Source organism: Candidatus Pantoea floridensis (genome assembly GCF_900215435.1).
GTDB lineage: Bacteria > Pseudomonadota > Gammaproteobacteria > Enterobacterales > Enterobacteriaceae > Pantoea > Pantoea floridensis.
The window spans coordinates 3,290,977-3,308,976 of sequence record NZ_OCMY01000001.1 but is presented as its reverse complement, the minus strand read 5'-3'; the positions used below and the strand labels follow the sequence as shown (position 1 = coordinate 3,308,976).

Below are 18,000 nucleotides of genomic sequence, written 5' to 3'. Positions count from 1 at the left end.
AAAAAGCCAGTTGGCGTGCGCCGTTAGCGTAAAACTCAGATAAAAAAACGGCAGGTCAATTTAATGACCTGCCGTTTATCAACCACCTTACGGATTACTCTTCGTCGTCGGCTTCCGGCGCTTCGTCATCGCTTTCCACTTCCGGCGCGATATCTTCTTCGCCTTCCGCTACGCTGCCGTCAATGGCGTCGAGTTCTTCCTCTTCCACCGGCTCAGCAACACGTTGCAGACCCACGACATTTTCATCTTCCGCAGTACGGATCAGAATCACGCCTTGAGTGTTACGGCCAACCACGCTGACTTCCGACACGCGGGTACGTACCAGCGTTCCGGCATCGGTGATCATCATGATCTGATCGCCATCCACCACCTGTACCGCGCCAATAACTGGCCCGTTTCGATCGGTGACTTTAATCGAGATCACGCCCTGCGTTGCACGCGATTTGGTTGGATACTCGCTATTAGCAGTACGTTTACCGTAACCGTTCTGCGTCACGGTGAGGATCGCGCCCTCTTCGCGTGGCACAATCAGCGACACCACTTTGTCTTTCTCAGCCAGCTTGATACCGCGAACGCCTGAGGCAGAACGGCCCATCGCACGCACGGCGGTTTCGGCAAAGCGCACCACTTTACCGGCGGCAGAGAACAGCATCGCTTCGTCGCTACCGTTGGTCAGCGCCACACCAATCAGCTCATCATCCTCACGCAGGTTGATGGCGATGATGCCCGCACTACGTGGACGGCTGAACTCTTGCAGAGCGGTTTTCTTCACGGTGCCGCTCGCGGTTGCCATGAAGATGTTGAAGCCTTCGGTATATTCACGCACCGGCAGGATAGCGGTGATACGTTCGTTGGCTTCCAGCGGCAACAGGTTAACGATGGGACGACCACGCGCACCACGGCTGGCTTCTGGCAGCTGATAGACCTTCATCCAGTAGAGACGGCCACGGCTGGAGAAGCACAGAATGGTGTCGTGGGTGTTGGCCACCAGCAGACGATCGATAAAGTCTTCTTCTTTAATACGTGCGGCTGATTTGCCTTTGCCACCGCGGCGCTGGGCTTCATAGTCGGTCAACGGTTGATATTTGACATAACCCTGATGCGACAGCGTAACCACCACGTCTTCCTGATTGATCAGGTCTTCGATGTTGATGTCAGCACTATTGGCGGTGATTTCCGTACGACGGGCATCGCCGAACTGATCGCGCATCTGCTCCAGCTCTTCACGAATCACTTCCATCAAGCGCTCAGCGCTCTGCAGGATGTAAAGCAGTTCAGCAATCTGGTCCAGCAGCTCTTTGTACTCGTCGAGCAGTTTTTCGTGCTCAAGGCCGGTCAGTTTCTGCAGACGCAAATCCAGAATCGCCTGCGCTTGCTGCTCGGTCAGATAATATTGACCATCGCGAATACCAAACTCGGCTTCCAGCCACTCCGGACGCGCGGCATCATTACCGGCACGTTCCAGCATGGCAGCCACATTGCCGAGATCCCACGACTGCGCCAAAAGGCCCAGTTTCGCTTCTGCAGGTGTTGGTGCACGACGAATCAGTTCGATGATCGGATCGATGTTCGCCAATGCAATCGCCAAGCCTTCAAGGATGTGGGCACGATCGCGCGCTTTACGCAGTTCGAAAATGGTACGACGCGTCACCACTTCGCGGCGATGGCGCACGAAGGCTTCAATGATGCCTTTCAGCGTCATGATCTTCGGCTGGCCCTGATGCAGCGCCACCATGTTGATGCCGAAAGAAACCTGCAGCTGCGTCAGTGAGTAGAGGTTGTTGAGAACCACTTCACCCACCGCATCGCGTTTGATCTCAATGACAATACGCATGCCGTCTTTGTCAGATTCATCACGCAGTGCGCTGATACCTTCAACGCGCTTCTCTTTCACCAGCTCAGCAATCTTCTCGATCAGACGCGCTTTGTTCACCTGATACGGCAGTTCGTGAACGATGATGGTTTCACGCCCGGTCTTGGCATCGGTTTCCACTTCGCCACGCGCGCGGATATAAATCTTGCCGCGCCCGGTGCGATAGGCTTCTTCGATACCGCGGCGGCCATTGATAAACGCAGCAGTCGGGAAATCTGGCCCGGTGATGTGCTCCATCAAGCCTTCAACGGTAATGTCTTCATCTTCGATGAAAGCCAGGCAGCCGTTAATCACTTCCGTGAGGTTGTGCGGTGGAATATTGGTGGCCATACCTACCGCGATACCGGAAGAACCGTTTACCAGCAGGTTAGGAATTTTGGTTGGCAGGACTTCAGGAATCTGCTCGGTGCCGTCATAGTTCGGCACGAAATCGACGGTTTCCTTTTCCAGGTCAGCCAGCAGCTCCGAGGAAATCTTTGCCATACGGACTTCGGTATAACGCATCGCTGCAGCGGAGTCGCCGTCGACTGAACCAAAGTTACCCTGACCGTCAACCAGCATATAGCGCAGGGAGAACGGCTGGGCCATACGCACGATACTTTCATATACCGCGGAATCGCCGTGCGGGTGATATTTACCGATGACGTCACCGACCACACGGGCGGATTTTTTATAGGGTTTATTCCAGTCGTTACCCAGTTCGCTCATGGCAAAAAGCACACGGCGGTGTACCGGCTTCAAACCATCACGCACATCGGGTAAGGCTCGGCCAACAATGACCGACATGGCGTAATCGAGGTAAGAGTTCTTTAACTCTTCTTCGATATTGACCGGTGTAATTTCTCTCGCAAGGTCGCTCATGGAGCCGCTATCCCTCTACATAATCCCGGATTTAAAGGTGCGAAAGTATATCACATCGCTTCCCTTCGGTGAACGTAAACCAGGGCTTAATGCCGCTTTTCCTTCGCTGCCAGAGATGCGCTCACCGCGCTTAAGCGTTTATACTGAGGGAATATTTTGTCTGGAGTGATGATTCAATGAGTGAACAACCGCAGGAAAGCCGCCAGAACGTTGACCACGCCGAGATCGCCAAGTTTGAGGCGGTGGCATCGCGCTGGTGGGATTTAGAAGGTGAATTTAAGCCTCTACACCGCATCAATCCCCTGCGACTTGGCTGGATTGCGCAGCACAGCCATGGCCTGTTCGGTAAGAAAGTCCTCGATGTTGGCTGCGGTGGCGGCATTCTGGCCGAAAGCATGGCGCGCGAAGGCGCTGAGGTTACTGGCCTGGATATGGGTGCGGAGCCGCTGGAAGTGGCGCGTCTGCACGCGCTGGAGAGCGGCGTCAGCGTTAATTACGTACAGCAAACCGTGGAAGATCACGCCGCCAGCCATGCTGGTCAATATGATGTGGTGACCTGTATGGAGATGCTGGAGCATGTGCCCGATCCACGTTCCGTGGTGCTAGCCTGCGCACAACTGGTGAAGCCGGGCGGCGAAGTGTTCTTCTCCACTATTAACCGTAATCCCAAAGCCTGGCTGCTGGCGGTATTTGGTGCAGAGTATGTGCTACGCATGGTGCCGCGCGGCACCCATGACGTGAAGAAGTTTATCCGTCCGGCCGAGTTGTTGAATTGGGTGGATGAAACGCCGCTGCGCGAAAGAAATATGATTGGCCTGCACTACAATCCGCTGAGTAATCAGTTCCGACTCGGCCGCGGCGTTGACGTGAACTATATGATTCATACCCACCGCCAGGATTGATCAACCCGGTGCGCATGAATGCGCACACTACAATATTCTGCCCGCAGGGTCGCCATTCATGGCGACCCGCTATCCAGATCAATTTCCTTTTAGACGCGTGCCTGCCTTTTTTATAGGCTTAGCAAGTCACAAAAAATTCATAAGCAATTTTAGATAAGTTCGCTGCTGGCGGCCTTGTCAGGGCTTATTTGACCTCAGATAATTCTCGAATCGTATCAGTTGAGCAAGAAACACGCGCTCGATCATAAAGTGAAAAAAAAGTACTGAGCGGTTGACACGATGTGCAGGCCTTGCGGCATGGGGATCCAGGATTTTAGCCACCCTCTAAGGACGATTTTTTAGTGAAAATCAACTCTTGTTAAGAAGAGATTGCTGACTAGAATACTCACCATATTGTTGTTCAAACTTCCCGCACCCCCTATATATAGTGTTTATTCACAGGCTTACTCACAACGAGCGGCTTGTGCATAGACCTTGTGCATAGATGGGGGATAAATACGTCATTCATGCATGGACAGGTAAAAACGCGACATGAACCAAAGTCTGCTCGTTACTAAACGCGATGGCCGCCAGGAGCGCATTGATCTCGACAAAATTCACCGTGTACTGGATTGGGCAGCCGAAGGGCTGAACAACGTTTCCGTTTCACAGGTTGAACTGCGCTCACACATTCAGTTCTATGATGGCATCAGAACCTCTGATATTCATGAGACCATCATCAAGGCTGCCGCAGACCTGATCTCACGTGATGCGCCAGATTACCAATACCTGGCCGCGCGCCTGGCGATCTTCCACCTGCGTAAAAAAGCTTACGGCCAGTTTGAACCGCCGAAGTTGTACGACCAGGTGGTGAAGATGGTTGAGATGGGCAAATATGACCGTCACCTGCTGGAAGATTACAGCACCGAAGAGTTCGCGCAGATGGACGAGTTCATCGACCATTGGCGCGACATGAACTTCTCCTACGCCGCGGTTAAGCAGCTGGAAGGAAAGTATCTGGTGCAGAACCGCGTCAGCGGTGAAATCTACGAAAGCGCTCAATTCCTCTACATTCTGGTGGCGGCTTGCCTGTTCTCTGGCTACCCGCGCGAAACCCGTATGGATTACGTGAAGCGCTTCTACGATGCGATCTCTACCTTCAAGATCTCATTGCCGACGCCGATTATGTCCGGCGTGCGTACCCCAACCCGTCAGTTCAGCTCTTGCGTGCTGATCGAGTGCGGCGATAGCCTTGACTCGATCAATGCTACCTCCAGCGCCATTGTGAAATACGTTTCACAGCGCGCCGGTATCGGCATCAACGCCGGCCGCATCCGTGCGCTGGGTAGCCCAATTCGCGGTGGTGAAGCGTTCCATACCGGCTGTATTCCATTCTACAAACATTTCCAGACCGCGGTGAAGTCCTGCTCACAGGGCGGCGTGCGTGGTGGTGCAGCAACGCTGTTCTATCCGATGTGGCATCTGGAAGTGGAAAGCCTGCTGGTGCTGAAAAACAACCGTGGTGTTGAAGGCAACCGCGTGCGCCACATGGATTACGGTGTGCAGATTAACAAGTTGATGTACACCCGCTTGCTGAAGGGTGAAGACATCACGCTGTTCAGCCCGTCTGACGTACCGGGCCTGTACGATGCGTTCTTCGCCGATCAGGACGAGTTCGAGCGTCTGTACACCAAATACGAGAAAGACGACAGCATCCGCAAGCAGCGCGTGAAAGCGGTTGAACTGTTCTCACTGATGATGCAGGAACGTGCTTCGACTGGCCGTATCTACATTCAGAACGTCGATCACTGCAACACCCACAGCCCGTTTGATCCGAGCATCGCGCCGGTTCGCCAATCGAATCTGTGTCTGGAAATTGCCCTGCCAACCAAACCGCTTAACGATGTTAATGACGAAAGCGGCGAAATCGCCCTGTGTACGCTGTCGGCCTTTAACCTGGGCGCGATTAACAGCCTCGACGATTTGGAAGAGCTGGCAACCCTCGCAGTGCGTGCACTTGATGCGCTGCTGGATTATCAGGATTACCCCATCCCCGCGGCACAACGCGGTGCAATGGGCCGTCGTACCTTGGGCATCGGCGTGATCAACTACGCCTATTACCTGGCGAAAAACGGCGTGCGTTATTCTGATGGCAGCGCCAACAACCTGACGCACAAAACCTTCGAAGCGATTCAGTTCTACCTGCTGAAAGCCTCGAACGAACTGGCGAAAGAGCAAGGTGCCTGCCCGTGGTTCAAAGAGACCACTTACTCGCAGGGCATTCTGCCGATCGACACCTATAAAAAGGATCTCGATGCGGTATGCAACGAGCCGCTGCATCTGGATTGGGAAGGTCTGCGTGAGTCGATCACCACGCACGGTCTGCGCAACTCTACGCTCTCGGCGCTGATGCCATCTGAAACCTCTTCGCAGATTTCGAACGCGACTAACGGTATCGAACCACCGCGTGGTCACATCAGCATCAAAGCATCCAAAGACGGCATTCTGCGTCAGGTGGTGCCAGAGTATGAGCGTCTGAAAGATCAGTACGAACTGCTGTGGGAAATGCCGTCCAACGACGGTTATCTGCAGCTGGTTGGCGTGATGCAGAAGTTTATCGATCAGGCGATTTCGTCGAACACCAACTACGATCCGAGCCGTTTTGCCAATGGCAAAGTACCGATGAAACAGCTGCTGAAAGACCTGCTGACCGCTTACAAATTTGGCGTGAAAACCCTGTACTATCAAAACACCCGTGATGGTGCAGAAGATGCACAGGACGATCTGGCGCCTTCTATTCAGGATGATGGCTGCGAAAGCGGCGCATGTAAGATCTAATCTCATCTTGTCAGGGCCGGCAACGGTCGGCCCTCTTCACATTTGGACTCAAAATGGCTTACACCACATTCTCGCAGAACAAAAATGACCAGCTGAAAGAGCCCATGTTCTTCGGCCAGTCAGTGAACGTTGCCCGCTTCGATCAGCAGAAATATGACATCTTTGAAAAGCTGATTGAGAAGCAGCTCTCCTTCTTCTGGCGTCCGGAAGAAGTCGACGTCTCGCGCGATCGTATCGATTACCAGGCGCTGCCAGAGCATGAAAAACACATCTTCATCAGCAACCTGAAGTATCAAACGCTGCTGGATTCGATTCAGGGACGTAGCCCGAACGTGGCGCTGCTGCCGCTGATTTCCATTCCTGAGCTGGAAACCTGGATTGAAACCTGGGCGTTTTCCGAGACCATCCACTCGCGCTCTTACACCCACATCATCCGTAATATCGTTAACGATCCGGCGGTGGTGTTTGACGATATCGTCACCAACGAACAAATTCTGGCGCGCGCGGAAGATATCTCGAAGTACTACGATGATCTGATCGAGATGACCAGCTACTGGCATCTGCTGGGCGAAGGCACGCATCAGGTGAACGGTAAAACCGTCACCGTTAACCTGCGCGATCTGAAAAAACAGCTGTATATCTGCCTGATGAGCGTCAACGCGCTGGAAGCAATTCGCTTCTACGTCAGCTTCGCCTGTTCATTTGCTTTCGCCGAGCGCGAGCTAATGGAAGGTAACGCTAAAATCATCAAGCTGATTGCTCGCGACGAAGCGCTGCACCTGACTGGCACCCAGCATATGCTGAACCTGCTGCGCACCGGTGAAGACGATCCAGAGATGAAAGCGATTGCCGCCGAGTGCCGCGATGAATGCTACGACCTGTTCAAGAAAGCGGCCGAGCAGGAGAAAGAGTGGGCAGAATATCTGTTCAGCGGCGGTTCGATGATCGGTCTGAACAAAGACATTCTGTGCCAGTACATCGAGTACATTACTAACATCCGCATGCAGGCTGTTGGCCTCGATTTGCCGTTCCAGACGCGTTCGAACCCGATTCCATGGATCAATTCGTGGCTGGTGTCAGATAACGTGCAGGTTGCACCGCAGGAAGTGGAAGTGAGCTCGTATTTGGTCGGTCAGATTGATTCTGAAGTGGGCGAAGACGATTTCGACGGCTTCCAGCTGTAATTATGAGTCGTTCTGTTGTTATTCTGCGTAGTTCCGGCTCCCGGCTGGAGTGCGCAGAAGATCACCCTAATCTGCTGGCCACGCTTGAAGCAAACAATCTGTGCGTGGAATTTCAGTGTCGCGAAGGTTACTGCGGCTCTTGCCGCATGCGCTTACTGAAAGGCGAAGTGGATTATGCGGAAACCCCGTTGGCGTTTGTGCAGCAAGGCGAGATTTTGCCCTGCTGCTGTCGCGCCAAAGGGGAAATTGAGATCGAGCTGTGATTGAGATCGAGCCATGATTGAGAAGGTCGCCATGAATGGCGACCTTACGGCGCGCTAGTTTTTGACTGTTTCAAGAATATCAATCCAGCCGTGACCGGTGCTGACCTCGCTGCCGTGCAGCCAGCGACGCAGCATGTTCATCGCCATCATCGCCACCACTTTCTGCCGCGTTTCCACATTATGACGACCATGCATAAACTTCACACGCTGGCCCCAGCTCGCTTCCGGCGTGTGCAGCGCAATCGATACCTCGCCCTCTTCCAGATTGCCGACGGATAACGCCAGCGCGGTACTCTGCTGCTGCGCCCAATCACGCGTGCGCGCAACCAATGATTCCAGATCTTCATCCTGCGCCGGCAAGATCTCCGCTTTACTGAGGGCAACGTTTGCGGCAGCCAGCTGCCAGTGAAGTAAACCGGCGGTGAACTGCTCACTCAGCGCCAGACGTAAGCCACGATGCTGCAGTTCGCGCGCCAGCAGCGCCGGTAATCCTTCGGTGCCCTCAAAGATAGTGCATTCAGCCAGCAACAGTTTTACCTGCTGCCACACTTGCTCCATCGCCACGCGCTGCTCGGCGGGTCCGGTGAGTTTGATCTCGATGATCGGCATTGACGAGCGATAACCCATCACCACGCCTGCCGGCAGCGGTAGTGGCTCGAGCTCGGCGGCAATATCACTTTCGCCGCGGCCAAAGGTGGTGAGGCGTAAACACAGCGGCGGTTCTGGCAACGCAAAGCGCGCTTTGAGACGTGGAATGATCTCCTGCTCGACCATGACTTTAAATTCCGACGGCACGCCTGGCGTGAAGAAAATCCAGCAACGGTTGAGCTGCAACGCAAAGCCACATGCGGTGCCGACCGGGTTATCCAGCATCTCAGCATTTGCCGGGATTTCCGCCTGCTTGCGATTGCTCGGCGCCATAACCCGCCCACGGCTGGCGAACCAGGCTTCCATTTTTTCCAGCCAGGCTTGCTGAATCACTAATTCGCTACCGCTGGCAGTGGCGGCGGCCTGTGCGCTGAGATCGTCACTGGTCGGTCCTAAACCGCCATTCACAATCAGCACATCGGCAATCTGGCTGCGGCTCTGCAAGGCTTCAACCAATGAGGTCATCGCATCGCCCACGGTGCTGCGGCTGGTCATCGGTAAGCCGTGCTGGAAAAGCACATCGGCGAGCCAGGCGGCGTTAGTATCGACAATCTGCCCATGTAACACTTCATCGCCCGTTGAGAGCATTTCTACACGTATCACGTTGTGTTCTCCTTATCCCTGTTGCCTTACTGTAGAAAGCGCGCAGGCGAAACACAATCGCGGATGATGCGAAACAGAGATTTGATGGGAATGAATGAGAGGAGAAGCAGGAAGCGGGCGCGAGGCGTGTCGCGCCCGTTGGAACTTAACGTCGTGCCAGCAGTAAACCGACAAACAGGCCAGCGGCGGCACCGATGCCAATCCCCTGCCACGGTTTTTCATGCACATAATCATCGGCGCGGTAAGCCGCATTTTTGGCACGATAATAATAGCTGTCGGACGCCTGGCTAACGCGTGACTTTACGTCCTCCAGCGCTTGTTCAGCCTTGAGTTTCAGCTCGATGTATTTCTGATCGGCCGGGTCACCCGAAGCGCGTAATACTTCTTCCAGCGTTTCGGTCAGCAGCGCCAGGTCGTCGTCAAGGTGGGTTTCAAATTGGTCTGATGATGACACTATGTCGTTCCTCCATGTTCCTAACTCGTTGTGGTTTAACTATAGTCATAAATTCCAATTTTGCTGGCGACGACTCCCCAGGATTCTACTGAGTTTCATCCATTTCATTGCAAAGTTATGTTATCCGCGGCCCGGCGGCGCGAAATCTGCTTCGCTTATTTGATTAATCTGATAAATTTTCTGCGGACTGAATTTTTTAATTTCGCCACTGTCGTAACCCCCTGTAGCCTGACGCTCAGCGTCACACATGTGTGAAGCACGCACGACAGTCACAATACACCCGAGCAGCTAAGGATTAGATTTCCGGCATGAATCGTAGAAAATTTATGAAAGCGTCCATGGCCCTCTCCGCTGTTAGCGGCATGACGGGTCTCTCCACGCTGTTTGCACAATCCGCCTGGGCCGATGATGGCATCGCCGACGGTACCGCGGTTCGCTTCGATTTCGACTCACTGAAAAAGAAAGCCTCCGCGCTGGCAAAACAGCCCTGGGGTGGCGCACCCGGCCCCCTGCCCGATACGTTGGCCAATTTAACGCCTCAGGCCTATAACGAAATTCAGTATGATGCCAATCACTCGCTGTGGAATAACATTCCCGATCGCGAACTCGATGTGCAATTCTTCCACGTTGGTATGGGTTTTAAGCGCCGCATTCGCATGTTTTCGGTCGATGCCGCTAGCCGCGAAGCACGCGAGATCCACTTCCGTCCAGAACTGTTCAACTACCACGATGCCAACGTTGATACCAAACAATTGGTAGGTAAAACCGACCTCGGCTTTGCCGGTTTTCGTGCGTTTAAAAAACCGGAACTGGCGCGCCGCGATATCGTCTCGTTCCTCGGCGCCAGCTATTTCCGCGCCGTCGATGAGACCTTCCAGTACGGCTTGTCCGCGCGCGGCGTGGCGGTTAATACCTTTAGCAATGGCAAAGAGGAGTTCCCGGACTTCACCGCCTTCTGGTTTGAAACGCCGAAAGCCGATGACACCACGTTTGTGGTGTATGCGCTGCTTGATGGTGCCAGCATTACCGGAGCTTACAAGTTCACCATTCACTGCGAAGAAAAACGCGTGGTGATGGAGGTTGAGAACCATCTGTTTGCGCGTAACGAAATCCGCCAGCTCGGCATCGCGCCAATGACCAGCATGTTCAGCTGCGGCACCAATGAGCGCCGCATGTGCAACACTTACCATCCGCAAATTCACGACTCCGATCGTTTGGCGATGTGGACCGGTGAAGGTGAATGGATTGCACGCCCGCTCAATAACCCGCAGCGCTTGCAGTTCAACGCCTATCAAGACGAGAACCCGCGTGGATTCGGCCTACTGCAGCTCGATCATGACTTTAAAAATTACCAGGATGTGATTGGCTGGTACGACAAACGCCCAAGCCTGTGGGTGGAACCGATTGGCAAATGGGGCAAAGGCGCCATTAATGTGATGGAGATTCCTACCACCGGTGAAACGCTGGATAACATTGTTTGCTTCTGGCAGCCGTCAGAACCGGTGAAAGCCGGTAGCGAATTCAACTTCCAGTACAAGCTCTACTGGAGCCAGTTGCCGCCAGTGCGCAGTGGTTTAGCGCGTGTCGATGCAACCCGTACCGGAATTGGTGGCTTCCCGGAAGGTTGGGCGCCAGGCGAACACTTCCCGGATCAGTGGTGCCGCCGCTTTGCCATTGATTTTGTCGGGGGTGATTTGAAAGCCGCTGCACCTAAGGGTATTGAGCCGGTGATTACCGTTTCTGATGGTACGTTTAAGCAGGTCGAGATACTTTATGTCGAACCGCTGAACGGTTACCGCATTCTGTTTGACTGGTATCCGAGCAGCGCTTCTACCAAGCCGGTAGATATGCGTCTGTTCCTGCGCACCAAGGATGAGACGCTAAGTGAAACCTGGCTTTATCAGTACTTCCCGCCGCCGCCAGACCAGCGTAAATATGTTGATGATCGGCAGATGACGCCGGGCTGATGATAGCGGCGAGGAGCGATCCTCGCCGCTATGCTTTCTGCATGCCGATATGAGGAATATCGTCTTCCATGTAGACTTCCGTGACCGCTTTAAAGCCCAACCGTCCGTAAAAACCTTCCAGATGTGCCTGAGCAGAGAGATAAACCGCTTGCTGTGGCCAGTATTTCTCGCAGCTTTCCAGCGCCTTCTCCATCAGGCGATAGCCTAATTTCAAACCGCGCGCCTCTTCAGAAACGATGACTCGGCCGATGAGCACCGGAGCTCCCTCTTGCGATGGTGTTAGCACCCGCGCGTACGCTAGCAGTTTACCGTCGAGAAACCCGAGAATATGGCGATTGTCTGCCGCCAAATCCTGGCCATCAATATCCTGATAAGGGCACTTTTGTTCCACGATGAAGACGTGATTACGTAGCACGAGCAGCGTATAGAGTTGCTTTGCGGTCAGTTCGCTGTGGTGACAATCAAGCCAAAGCATTTCCATGGCGATTCCTTTTCTTAGCGTAAAAATGATGCTGCAAGAGTACCACAGCGCTAATGCGCACCGCATTGAACAGCTTTACGCGCCTCAGACCTTATCTGTGCAATGTGTGCAAACTCTCATTCCGGCCTCCTTCAGGCAAAAAAAATCGGACCCGTGGGCCCGATTTCAGTTGTCGCATCAATTTGGATTACATCAGTGGCTGAGCCATCTGCACCAGCGAGATAAGCGGCTGCGGATAAACGCCAAGCAGCAGCACCAGAATTGCGGAGATCAGCACCACCACACCACCCGCTGTAAATGCCCAGTTGGCTTGTGTATCGCGGTTATGCAGTTCTGGTGGGCTGAGATACAGACTCACCGTCACGCGCAGATAGTAGTAAAGACCAATCGCACTACCGGCAACCACGGCACCACTCAACCACCACAGATGTGCATTCACACTCGAAGCGATAACGTAGAACTTACCAATGAAGCCGAGCGTCATCGGGATACCCGCCAGTGACAGCATCATTACGGTCATAACGGCTGACAAAATCGGACGGTGCCAGAACAGACCACGATATGAGTAAAGTGTATCCGCATCCGGACCACGGTATGGGCTCGACATCAGACTCACCACACCGAACGCACCAAGGCTGCTGAACAGATAGCCGGCCAGATAAACTCCGGCGGTTTCCAGCGACAGCTGATGGGTTTTCACCGCAATCAGCGCCACCAGCAGATAACCTAAATGCGCGATTGATGAATAACCCAGCAGACGCTTGATGTTGCTCTGGGAAATCGCCATCAGGTTACCGAACAGGATCGAGGCAAAGGCAATGATGCCGAGCACGGTTCGAACGGCTTCGCTATCAGTGACGGGCGCGTACATGAACAGGCGCATAATCACGGCGAATATAGCGATCTTGCTGGCGGTAGCCAGGAAGGTTGAAACCGGCGCAGGCGCACCCTGATAAACGTCTGGCGTCCACAGATGGAACGGCACCAAGGAAAGCTTAAAGCCCAGACCGATAATCATCATACCCAGCCCCAGCAGCAACAGTGGCTCCTGAATCATGCTGTCGCTCAGGCTTTTACCCAACTGCACAAAGCTCAAGCTGCCGGAATCGGCATAGATCAGCGCGATACCGAACAGCAGGAATGATGAAGCCGCAGCTGACAGAATGGTGTATTTCAGCGAGGCTTCCAGCGAACGTTTCTGGCGGAAGGCGTAACCAATCAAACCAAACAGCGGCAGTGACAGCAGTTCAATACCGATGAACAGCGCTGCCAGATGATTAGCACTCGCCAGCACAATGCCACCGAGAGCCGCAATCAGTACCAGCAGATAGAATTCATCTTTATTGTCCGGGAATCCGGCTAACCATGGATAAGCAAAGGTGCAGGTAGCCAGACTCGCTAATACCACCAACGCGGTATAGAACATTGAATAGCCATCTACGCGCAGCAGCGGCGTGACATCCATCGCCCCCGCCTGGCCGACAAACCACAGAGAAAACAGCGCAATGTTAAGTCCGATCACCGTCAACGTGGCATTAACAAAATGATTGCGTCGCCACGCAATGGACAGCATCACCACCACCACCGTCAATCCGACGATCAACAGCGGCAGTAATGCGATCAGATGTTGAGGAGTTATTGTCATGGCGAATTACGGCCTTGTAGTTGAAATTGAAGCGGTAAACCACTGCTGAATATTGCTCATCGCAGCATGGGACGTGTCGAGGATCGGCTGTGGATAAATCCCCAGCAGCACCAACAGCACCACCAATACGCCGATAGTCATAAACTCACGCGGTGACATGCCCGGCAGCGGATCTTTCGATTTCGCTTCACCGAAATAAGCGCGTTGCATCATGATCAAGGAGTAAACCGAAGCAAACACCAGACCAAAGGTCGCTATTACGATAATCACCGGCACCACCTGGAAGCTGCCGGTCAGAATCATGAATTCGCCAACGAAGTTACCGGTACCCGGCATACCCAGGTTAGCGACTGCGAAGAACAGCGACAGACCCGGAATCCACTTAATCCGCGACCACAACCCCCCCATCTGACGCATATCACGCGTATGGAGACGTTCATACAGTTGGCCACACAAGATAAACAGCGCCGCCGCAGACAGGCCATGGGCAATCATCTGGATAACCGCGCCCTGGAATGCCAACTGGCTGCCGGTGTAGATGGCAATCAGCACGAAGCCCATGTGCGAAATCGAGGTGTAGGCAATCAGACGTTTGATATCAGTCTGTGAGAAGGCCATCCACGCCCCGTAGAAGATGCCAATAATACCCAGCCACATCGCAATAGGTGCGAATTCCGCAGACGCGTTCGGGAACAGCGGCAGGCTAAAGCGCAACAGGCCGTAGGCGGCGGTTTTTAGCAAAATACCGGCGAGGTCAACTGAACCCGCGGTCGGTGCCTGGCTATGCGCATCAGGCAGCCAACCGTGCAGTGGCACCACCGGCATTTTCACCGCAAAGGCGATGAAGAAGCCCAGCATCAGCAGATATTCAACGGTGTGTGACATCGGGGTTTTCAGCAACTCTTCATAGCTGAAGGTCCACACGCCGGTTGCGTTGTAGTGTACAAATACCAGCGCCAGAATCGCGACCAGCATAATCAGACCGGAAGCCTGGGTATAGATGAAGAACTTGGTCGCCGCACTGATGCGCGTTTTACCGTCAGAAGCTTTATGCCCCCAAAGCGCGATGAGGAAGTACATCGGCACCAGCATCATTTCCCAGAAGAAGAAGAACAGGAACATGTCGATGGAGAGGAACACGCCAATCACACCGCCAAGAATCCACATCAGATTGAGGTGGAAGAAGCCCTGATACTTCTCAATTTCGTTCCAGGAACACAGTACTGCCATCAGGCCGAGCAGGCCGGTCAACACCACCATCAGCAGCGACAGACCATCAATCGCCAGATGGAAGTTGATACCAAAACGCGGAATCCACGGCACGGAGAAAGTCGATTGCCATTGCGGAATGCCCGCAGCCTGCGTCAGTGAATAGCCTCCCTGCAACCAGAGCTGCAGGCCAAGCGCCAGCGTCAGGCCCATGGTGATCATGGCAATCCAGCGCGGAACTTTCGCGCCAAGGCGCTCCGCCAGCCAGCAGAGCAAGCCACCGACAAAAGGTATGATTATTAGCCAAGGTAATAACACGGCAAACTTCCCTTTTTATTGCCTTACTTCAGGCAATTTTTGACATTCTAATTGGGCGAGCGAACCCGCCCCGCTCATCAATCTTTACATCACCAGCAGCAGCGCCAGCACCACCACCGCGCCAACGCTCATCGAAGCCACGTACCAGCGCAGATAACCGTTTTCGCTCACCACCAATCCTTTATTACCGATACGCGACAGCAGCGCAGGCAGGTTCATCAGTGAGTTAAGTGGATCGCGCTTCAGCAGCCAGGCGATGCCGAGATAAGGTTTTACGAACACCTTGTCATACAGCCAGTCGAAGCCCCAGGCCGCGAACCACCAGGTGCCGAAGAAACGACCCGGCGCGCTGTTGGCGATGCTGGTCACCAGCTGACGTTTACCCAGCCACAGCGCTGCAGCGATCAGGATTCCGACGATAGCCACTACGCCTGAGGTGATTTCCAGCATCACTTTGCCGCCTTCACCAAACTCGTTCTGTGGCAATACGCCCGCCAAAGGAGGTGTAATCAGCGCACCAATAAAGGTGGAGAGCACCATCAGCACAATCAGCGGCAGATGATGCGTAATGCCTTTGCCGGCGTGCGCATGGATTTTCTCTTCGCCGTGGAACACGATAAAGATCATGCGGAAGGTGTAGATCGAGGTGAGGAATGCACCCACCAGACCCGCAACCATCAGATTGATGTGGCCATTTGCCAGCGCACCAAACAGGATTTCATCTTTACTGTAGAAGCCTGCGGTGATCAGCGGCAGTGCCGCCAGCGCCGCGCCGCCCACCAGGAAGCAGACGTAGACCAGCGGAATGCTCTTACGCAGGCCGCCCATCTTGAAGATGTTTTGCTCATGGTGGCAGGCAAGAATGACCGAGCCTGAAGAGAGGAACAGCAAGGCTTTAAAGAACGCATGCGTCATCAGATGGAAAATTGCCGCGTCCCATGCCTGCACGCCAAGCGCGAGGAACATGTAGCCGATCTGACTCATGGTGGAGTAGGCCAGCACGCGTTTGATGTCGGTTTGCACCAGCGCAGCAAAACCTGCCAGCACCAGCGTAACCGCACCCACAATGCCCACCAGATGCAGGACTTCCGGCGTCAACAGGAACAAACCATGCGTACGCGCAATCAGGTAGACACCGGCGGTAACCATGGTTGCGGCGTGAATCAGCGCCGAAACCGGAGTTGGGCCCGCCATCGCATCCGCCAGCCAGGTTTGTAGCGGCAGCTGTGCAGATTTACCGACCGCGCCACCCAACAGCATCAGCGTTGCCCACTGCAGCATGTGATTGTTAGCAGCGAAGTGCGCTGGTGCCAGCTCAACCAGTTCGCGGAAGTTCAGCGTACCGAGTTCGTTGTAAAGGATGAACAACGCGAAAGCGAGGAACACGTCACCAACGCGGGTGATGATGAAGGCTTTCATCGCCGCTTTGCCGTTTTCTGGATTGCTGTAGTAGAAGCCAATCAGCAGATAGGAGCACAGGCCCACGCCTTCCCAGCCGAGATACATCAGCATCAGGTTATCGGCCAGCACCAACACCACCATGCTCGCAATGAACAGGTTGGTGTATGCGAAGAAGCGCGAATAACCTTCTTCGCCACGCATGTACCATGAAGCGAACATGTGGATGAAGAAACCAACGCCGGTGACGACTGACAGCATGGTCAGCGATAAGCCATCCAGCACCAGGTTTACTTTGATATTGAAATTGCCAACGTGAATCCAGGTCCACAGCGCCTGAGTGAACGGCTGCTGGCCCTGGTTGAAGAAGTCAAAACCGGCATAAATAGTGGTCAATGCTGCCAGACCAACAGAACCCATGCCAACGGCAGCCGACAGGTTTTCCGACCAGCGACCGCGTGAAAACGCTAACAGCAAGAAGCCAATCAGCGGAAATAATACGGTTAAATAAAGAAGATTCATCCGCGCATCTCGCTCACTGTGTCAATGTTCAGCGTCTGACGACGACGATAGAGCTGGAGCAACAGCGCCAGACCAATACTCGCTTCCGCCGCCGCAAGGCTGATGGCCAGAATGTACATCACCTGGCCGTCAGCTTGTCCCCAATAGCTGCCCGCCACCACCAGCGCTAACGCCGAGGCATTGATCATGATTTCCAGACCAATCAGCATAAACAGGATATTACGACGCAGCACCACGGAGGTCAGGCCGAGAACAAACAGCACAGCGGCCAACATCAGACCGTGTTGTAACGGGATCATGCGTGATCCTCCTTATTCGCTTGCGCATCCGCTTGACGATTGCTCAGCACTTCGCCGTGACGCTCTTCACGCCCAATATGGAATGCCACCACCAGACCGGCCAGCAGCAGCATGGATGCCAGTTCCACTGCCAGAACGTACGGACCAAATAGGCTGATACCTACGGCTTTGGCGTCGATGATGGTGCCATCAATGCCCTGATCGTGCGCAGTGCTGATAGCGTAAATCATCACCACCAACAGCAGCAAAGAGACGATGCCTGGACCAATCCACAGTGAAGGCTTCAGCCACTCACGCTCTTGATCCTGCTGGGTTTTACCCAGGTTCAGCATCATCACCACGAAGACGAACAGCACCATAATGGCACCGGCATAGACGATGATTTCCAGGGCGCCAGCAAAGTAAGCCCCCATCGAGAAGAACACGCCAGCGATCGACAGCAGCGAGACAATCAGGTACAGCAGCGCATGTACCGGATTGGTATGCGTGATGACGCGCAACGTCGTCAGCACCGCCACCAGTCCGCAAAGATAAAACGCAAATTCCATACCTGGCT

At 54.0% G+C, this 18,000-nt stretch carries 14 protein-coding genes; 5 read left to right on the top strand and 9 right to left on the bottom strand.

Going from position 1 to position 18,000, the window contains the following annotated elements:
• Nucleotides 1-94 precede the first annotated feature (94 nt).
• Nucleotides 95-2,734 (bottom strand): DNA topoisomerase (ATP-hydrolyzing) subunit A, encoded by a 2,640-nt coding sequence (gene gyrA / locus CRO19_RS15465; RefSeq protein WP_097096605.1) that lies wholly within the window; start codon nt 2,732-2,734, stop codon nt 95-97.
• 176 nt (nt 2,735-2,910) lie between these two features.
• Between gyrA and ubiG the strand changes: the two genes are divergently transcribed.
• The 4 genes from ubiG (at nt 2,911) to yfaE (ending at nt 7,900) form a co-directional block, all read left to right on the top strand.
• Nucleotides 2,911-3,636 (top strand): bifunctional 2-polyprenyl-6-hydroxyphenol methylase/3-demethylubiquinol 3-O-methyltransferase UbiG, encoded by a 726-nt coding sequence (gene ubiG, locus CRO19_RS15460; RefSeq protein ID WP_097096604.1) that lies wholly within the window; start codon nt 2,911-2,913, stop codon nt 3,634-3,636.
• Nucleotides 3,637-4,167: 531 nt separating this feature from the next.
• Nucleotides 4,168-6,453 (top strand): class 1a ribonucleoside-diphosphate reductase subunit alpha, encoded by a 2,286-nt coding sequence (gene nrdA / locus CRO19_RS15455; protein WP_097096603.1) that lies wholly within the window; start codon nt 4,168-4,170, stop codon nt 6,451-6,453.
• 53 nt (nt 6,454-6,506) lie between these two features.
• Nucleotides 6,507-7,637: a class Ia ribonucleoside-diphosphate reductase subunit beta gene (nrdB, locus tag CRO19_RS15450; RefSeq protein WP_007889356.1), complete on the top strand. Its 1,131-nt coding sequence runs from the start codon at nt 6,507-6,509 to the stop codon at nt 7,635-7,637.
• Nucleotides 7,638-7,639: 2 nt separating this feature from the next.
• Nucleotides 7,640-7,900, top strand: a complete 261-nt coding sequence (yfaE, locus tag CRO19_RS15445; RefSeq protein ID WP_061717835.1) for a class I ribonucleotide reductase maintenance protein YfaE — start codon at nt 7,640-7,642, stop codon at nt 7,898-7,900.
• Nucleotides 7,901-7,954: 54 nt separating this feature from the next.
• Here the strand turns inward: yfaE and CRO19_RS15440 are convergent, their stop codons facing one another.
• Together CRO19_RS15440 and elaB are read right to left on the bottom strand one after the other, a co-directional pair.
• Entirely contained in the window at nt 7,955-9,151 is a 1,197-nt protein-coding gene (locus CRO19_RS15440; protein ID WP_097096602.1) for a nicotinamide mononucleotide deamidase-related protein YfaY, read from the bottom strand.
• A gap of 145 nt (nt 9,152-9,296) precedes the next feature.
• The gene (gene elaB / locus CRO19_RS15435) at nt 9,297-9,605 is read right to left on the bottom strand and encodes a stress response protein ElaB (protein WP_008105125.1); all 309 of its coding nucleotides are present in this window, start codon (nt 9,603-9,605) and stop codon (nt 9,297-9,299) included.
• 308 nt (nt 9,606-9,913) lie between these two features.
• Here elaB and CRO19_RS15430 point away from each other — a divergent pair, with 308 nt between their 5' ends.
• Nucleotides 9,914-11,572 (top strand): glucan biosynthesis protein D, encoded by a 1,659-nt coding sequence (locus CRO19_RS15430; protein ID WP_097096601.1) that lies wholly within the window; start codon nt 9,914-9,916, stop codon nt 11,570-11,572.
• 28 nt (nt 11,573-11,600) lie between these two features.
• On the opposite strand, the gene CRO19_RS15425 is transcribed toward CRO19_RS15430, so the two are convergent.
• The 6 genes from CRO19_RS15425 to nuoJ form a co-directional block, all read right to left on the bottom strand.
• The gene (locus CRO19_RS15425) at nt 11,601-12,053 is read right to left on the bottom strand and encodes a GNAT family N-acetyltransferase (protein WP_097096600.1); all 453 of its coding nucleotides are present in this window, start codon (nt 12,051-12,053) and stop codon (nt 11,601-11,603) included.
• A gap of 187 nt (nt 12,054-12,240) precedes the next feature.
• Nucleotides 12,241-13,698, bottom strand: a complete 1,458-nt coding sequence (gene nuoN, locus CRO19_RS15420) for an NADH-quinone oxidoreductase subunit NuoN (RefSeq protein WP_097096599.1) — start codon at nt 13,696-13,698, stop codon at nt 12,241-12,243.
• Nucleotides 13,699-13,704: 6 nt separating this feature from the next.
• Entirely contained in the window at nt 13,705-15,225 is a 1,521-nt protein-coding gene (nuoM, locus tag CRO19_RS15415; RefSeq protein WP_097096598.1) for an NADH-quinone oxidoreductase subunit M, read from the bottom strand.
• A gap of 84 nt (nt 15,226-15,309) precedes the next feature.
• The gene (gene nuoL, locus CRO19_RS15410; RefSeq protein WP_097096597.1) at nt 15,310-17,145 is read right to left on the bottom strand and encodes an NADH-quinone oxidoreductase subunit L; all 1,836 of its coding nucleotides are present in this window, start codon (nt 17,143-17,145) and stop codon (nt 15,310-15,312) included.
• Entirely contained in the window at nt 17,142-17,444 is a 303-nt protein-coding gene (gene nuoK, locus CRO19_RS15405) for an NADH-quinone oxidoreductase subunit NuoK (protein WP_007889334.1), read from the bottom strand. The genes nuoL and nuoK overlap by 4 nt, the downstream gene beginning before the upstream one ends.
• Nucleotides 17,441-17,992, bottom strand: a complete 552-nt coding sequence (gene nuoJ, locus CRO19_RS15400; protein ID WP_097096596.1) for an NADH-quinone oxidoreductase subunit J — start codon at nt 17,990-17,992, stop codon at nt 17,441-17,443. Before nuoJ ends, nuoK begins: the two co-directional genes overlap by 4 nt.
• Nucleotides 17,993-18,000: the final 8 nt, after the last annotated feature.

What these genes read in the sequence shown, in the direction of transcription:
- nuoJ (WP_097096596.1), bottom strand. Translation starts at nt 17,992, where the DNA reads ATGGAATTTGCGTTTTATCTTTGCGGACTGGTGGCGGTGCTGACGACG.
- gyrA (WP_097096605.1), bottom strand. Translation starts at nt 2,734, where the DNA reads ATGAGCGACCTTGCGAGAGAAATTACACCGGTCAATATCGAAGAAGAG.
- yfaE (WP_061717835.1), top strand. Translation starts at nt 7,640, where the DNA reads ATGAGTCGTTCTGTTGTTATTCTGCGTAGTTCCGGCTCCCGGCTGGAG.
- nuoN (WP_097096599.1), bottom strand. Translation starts at nt 13,698, where the DNA reads ATGACAATAACTCCTCAACATCTGATCGCATTACTGCCGCTGTTGATC.
- ubiG (WP_097096604.1), top strand. Translation starts at nt 2,911, where the DNA reads ATGAGTGAACAACCGCAGGAAAGCCGCCAGAACGTTGACCACGCCGAG.
- CRO19_RS15430 (WP_097096601.1), top strand. Translation starts at nt 9,914, where the DNA reads ATGAATCGTAGAAAATTTATGAAAGCGTCCATGGCCCTCTCCGCTGTT.
- nrdB (WP_007889356.1), top strand. Translation starts at nt 6,507, where the DNA reads ATGGCTTACACCACATTCTCGCAGAACAAAAATGACCAGCTGAAAGAG.
- nrdA (WP_097096603.1), top strand. Translation starts at nt 4,168, where the DNA reads ATGAACCAAAGTCTGCTCGTTACTAAACGCGATGGCCGCCAGGAGCGC.
- nuoK (WP_007889334.1), bottom strand. Translation starts at nt 17,444, where the DNA reads ATGATCCCGTTACAACACGGTCTGATGTTGGCCGCTGTGCTGTTTGTT.
- CRO19_RS15425 (WP_097096600.1), bottom strand. Translation starts at nt 12,053, where the DNA reads ATGGAAATGCTTTGGCTTGATTGTCACCACAGCGAACTGACCGCAAAG.
- nuoL (WP_097096597.1), bottom strand. Translation starts at nt 17,145, where the DNA reads ATGAATCTTCTTTATTTAACCGTATTATTTCCGCTGATTGGCTTCTTG.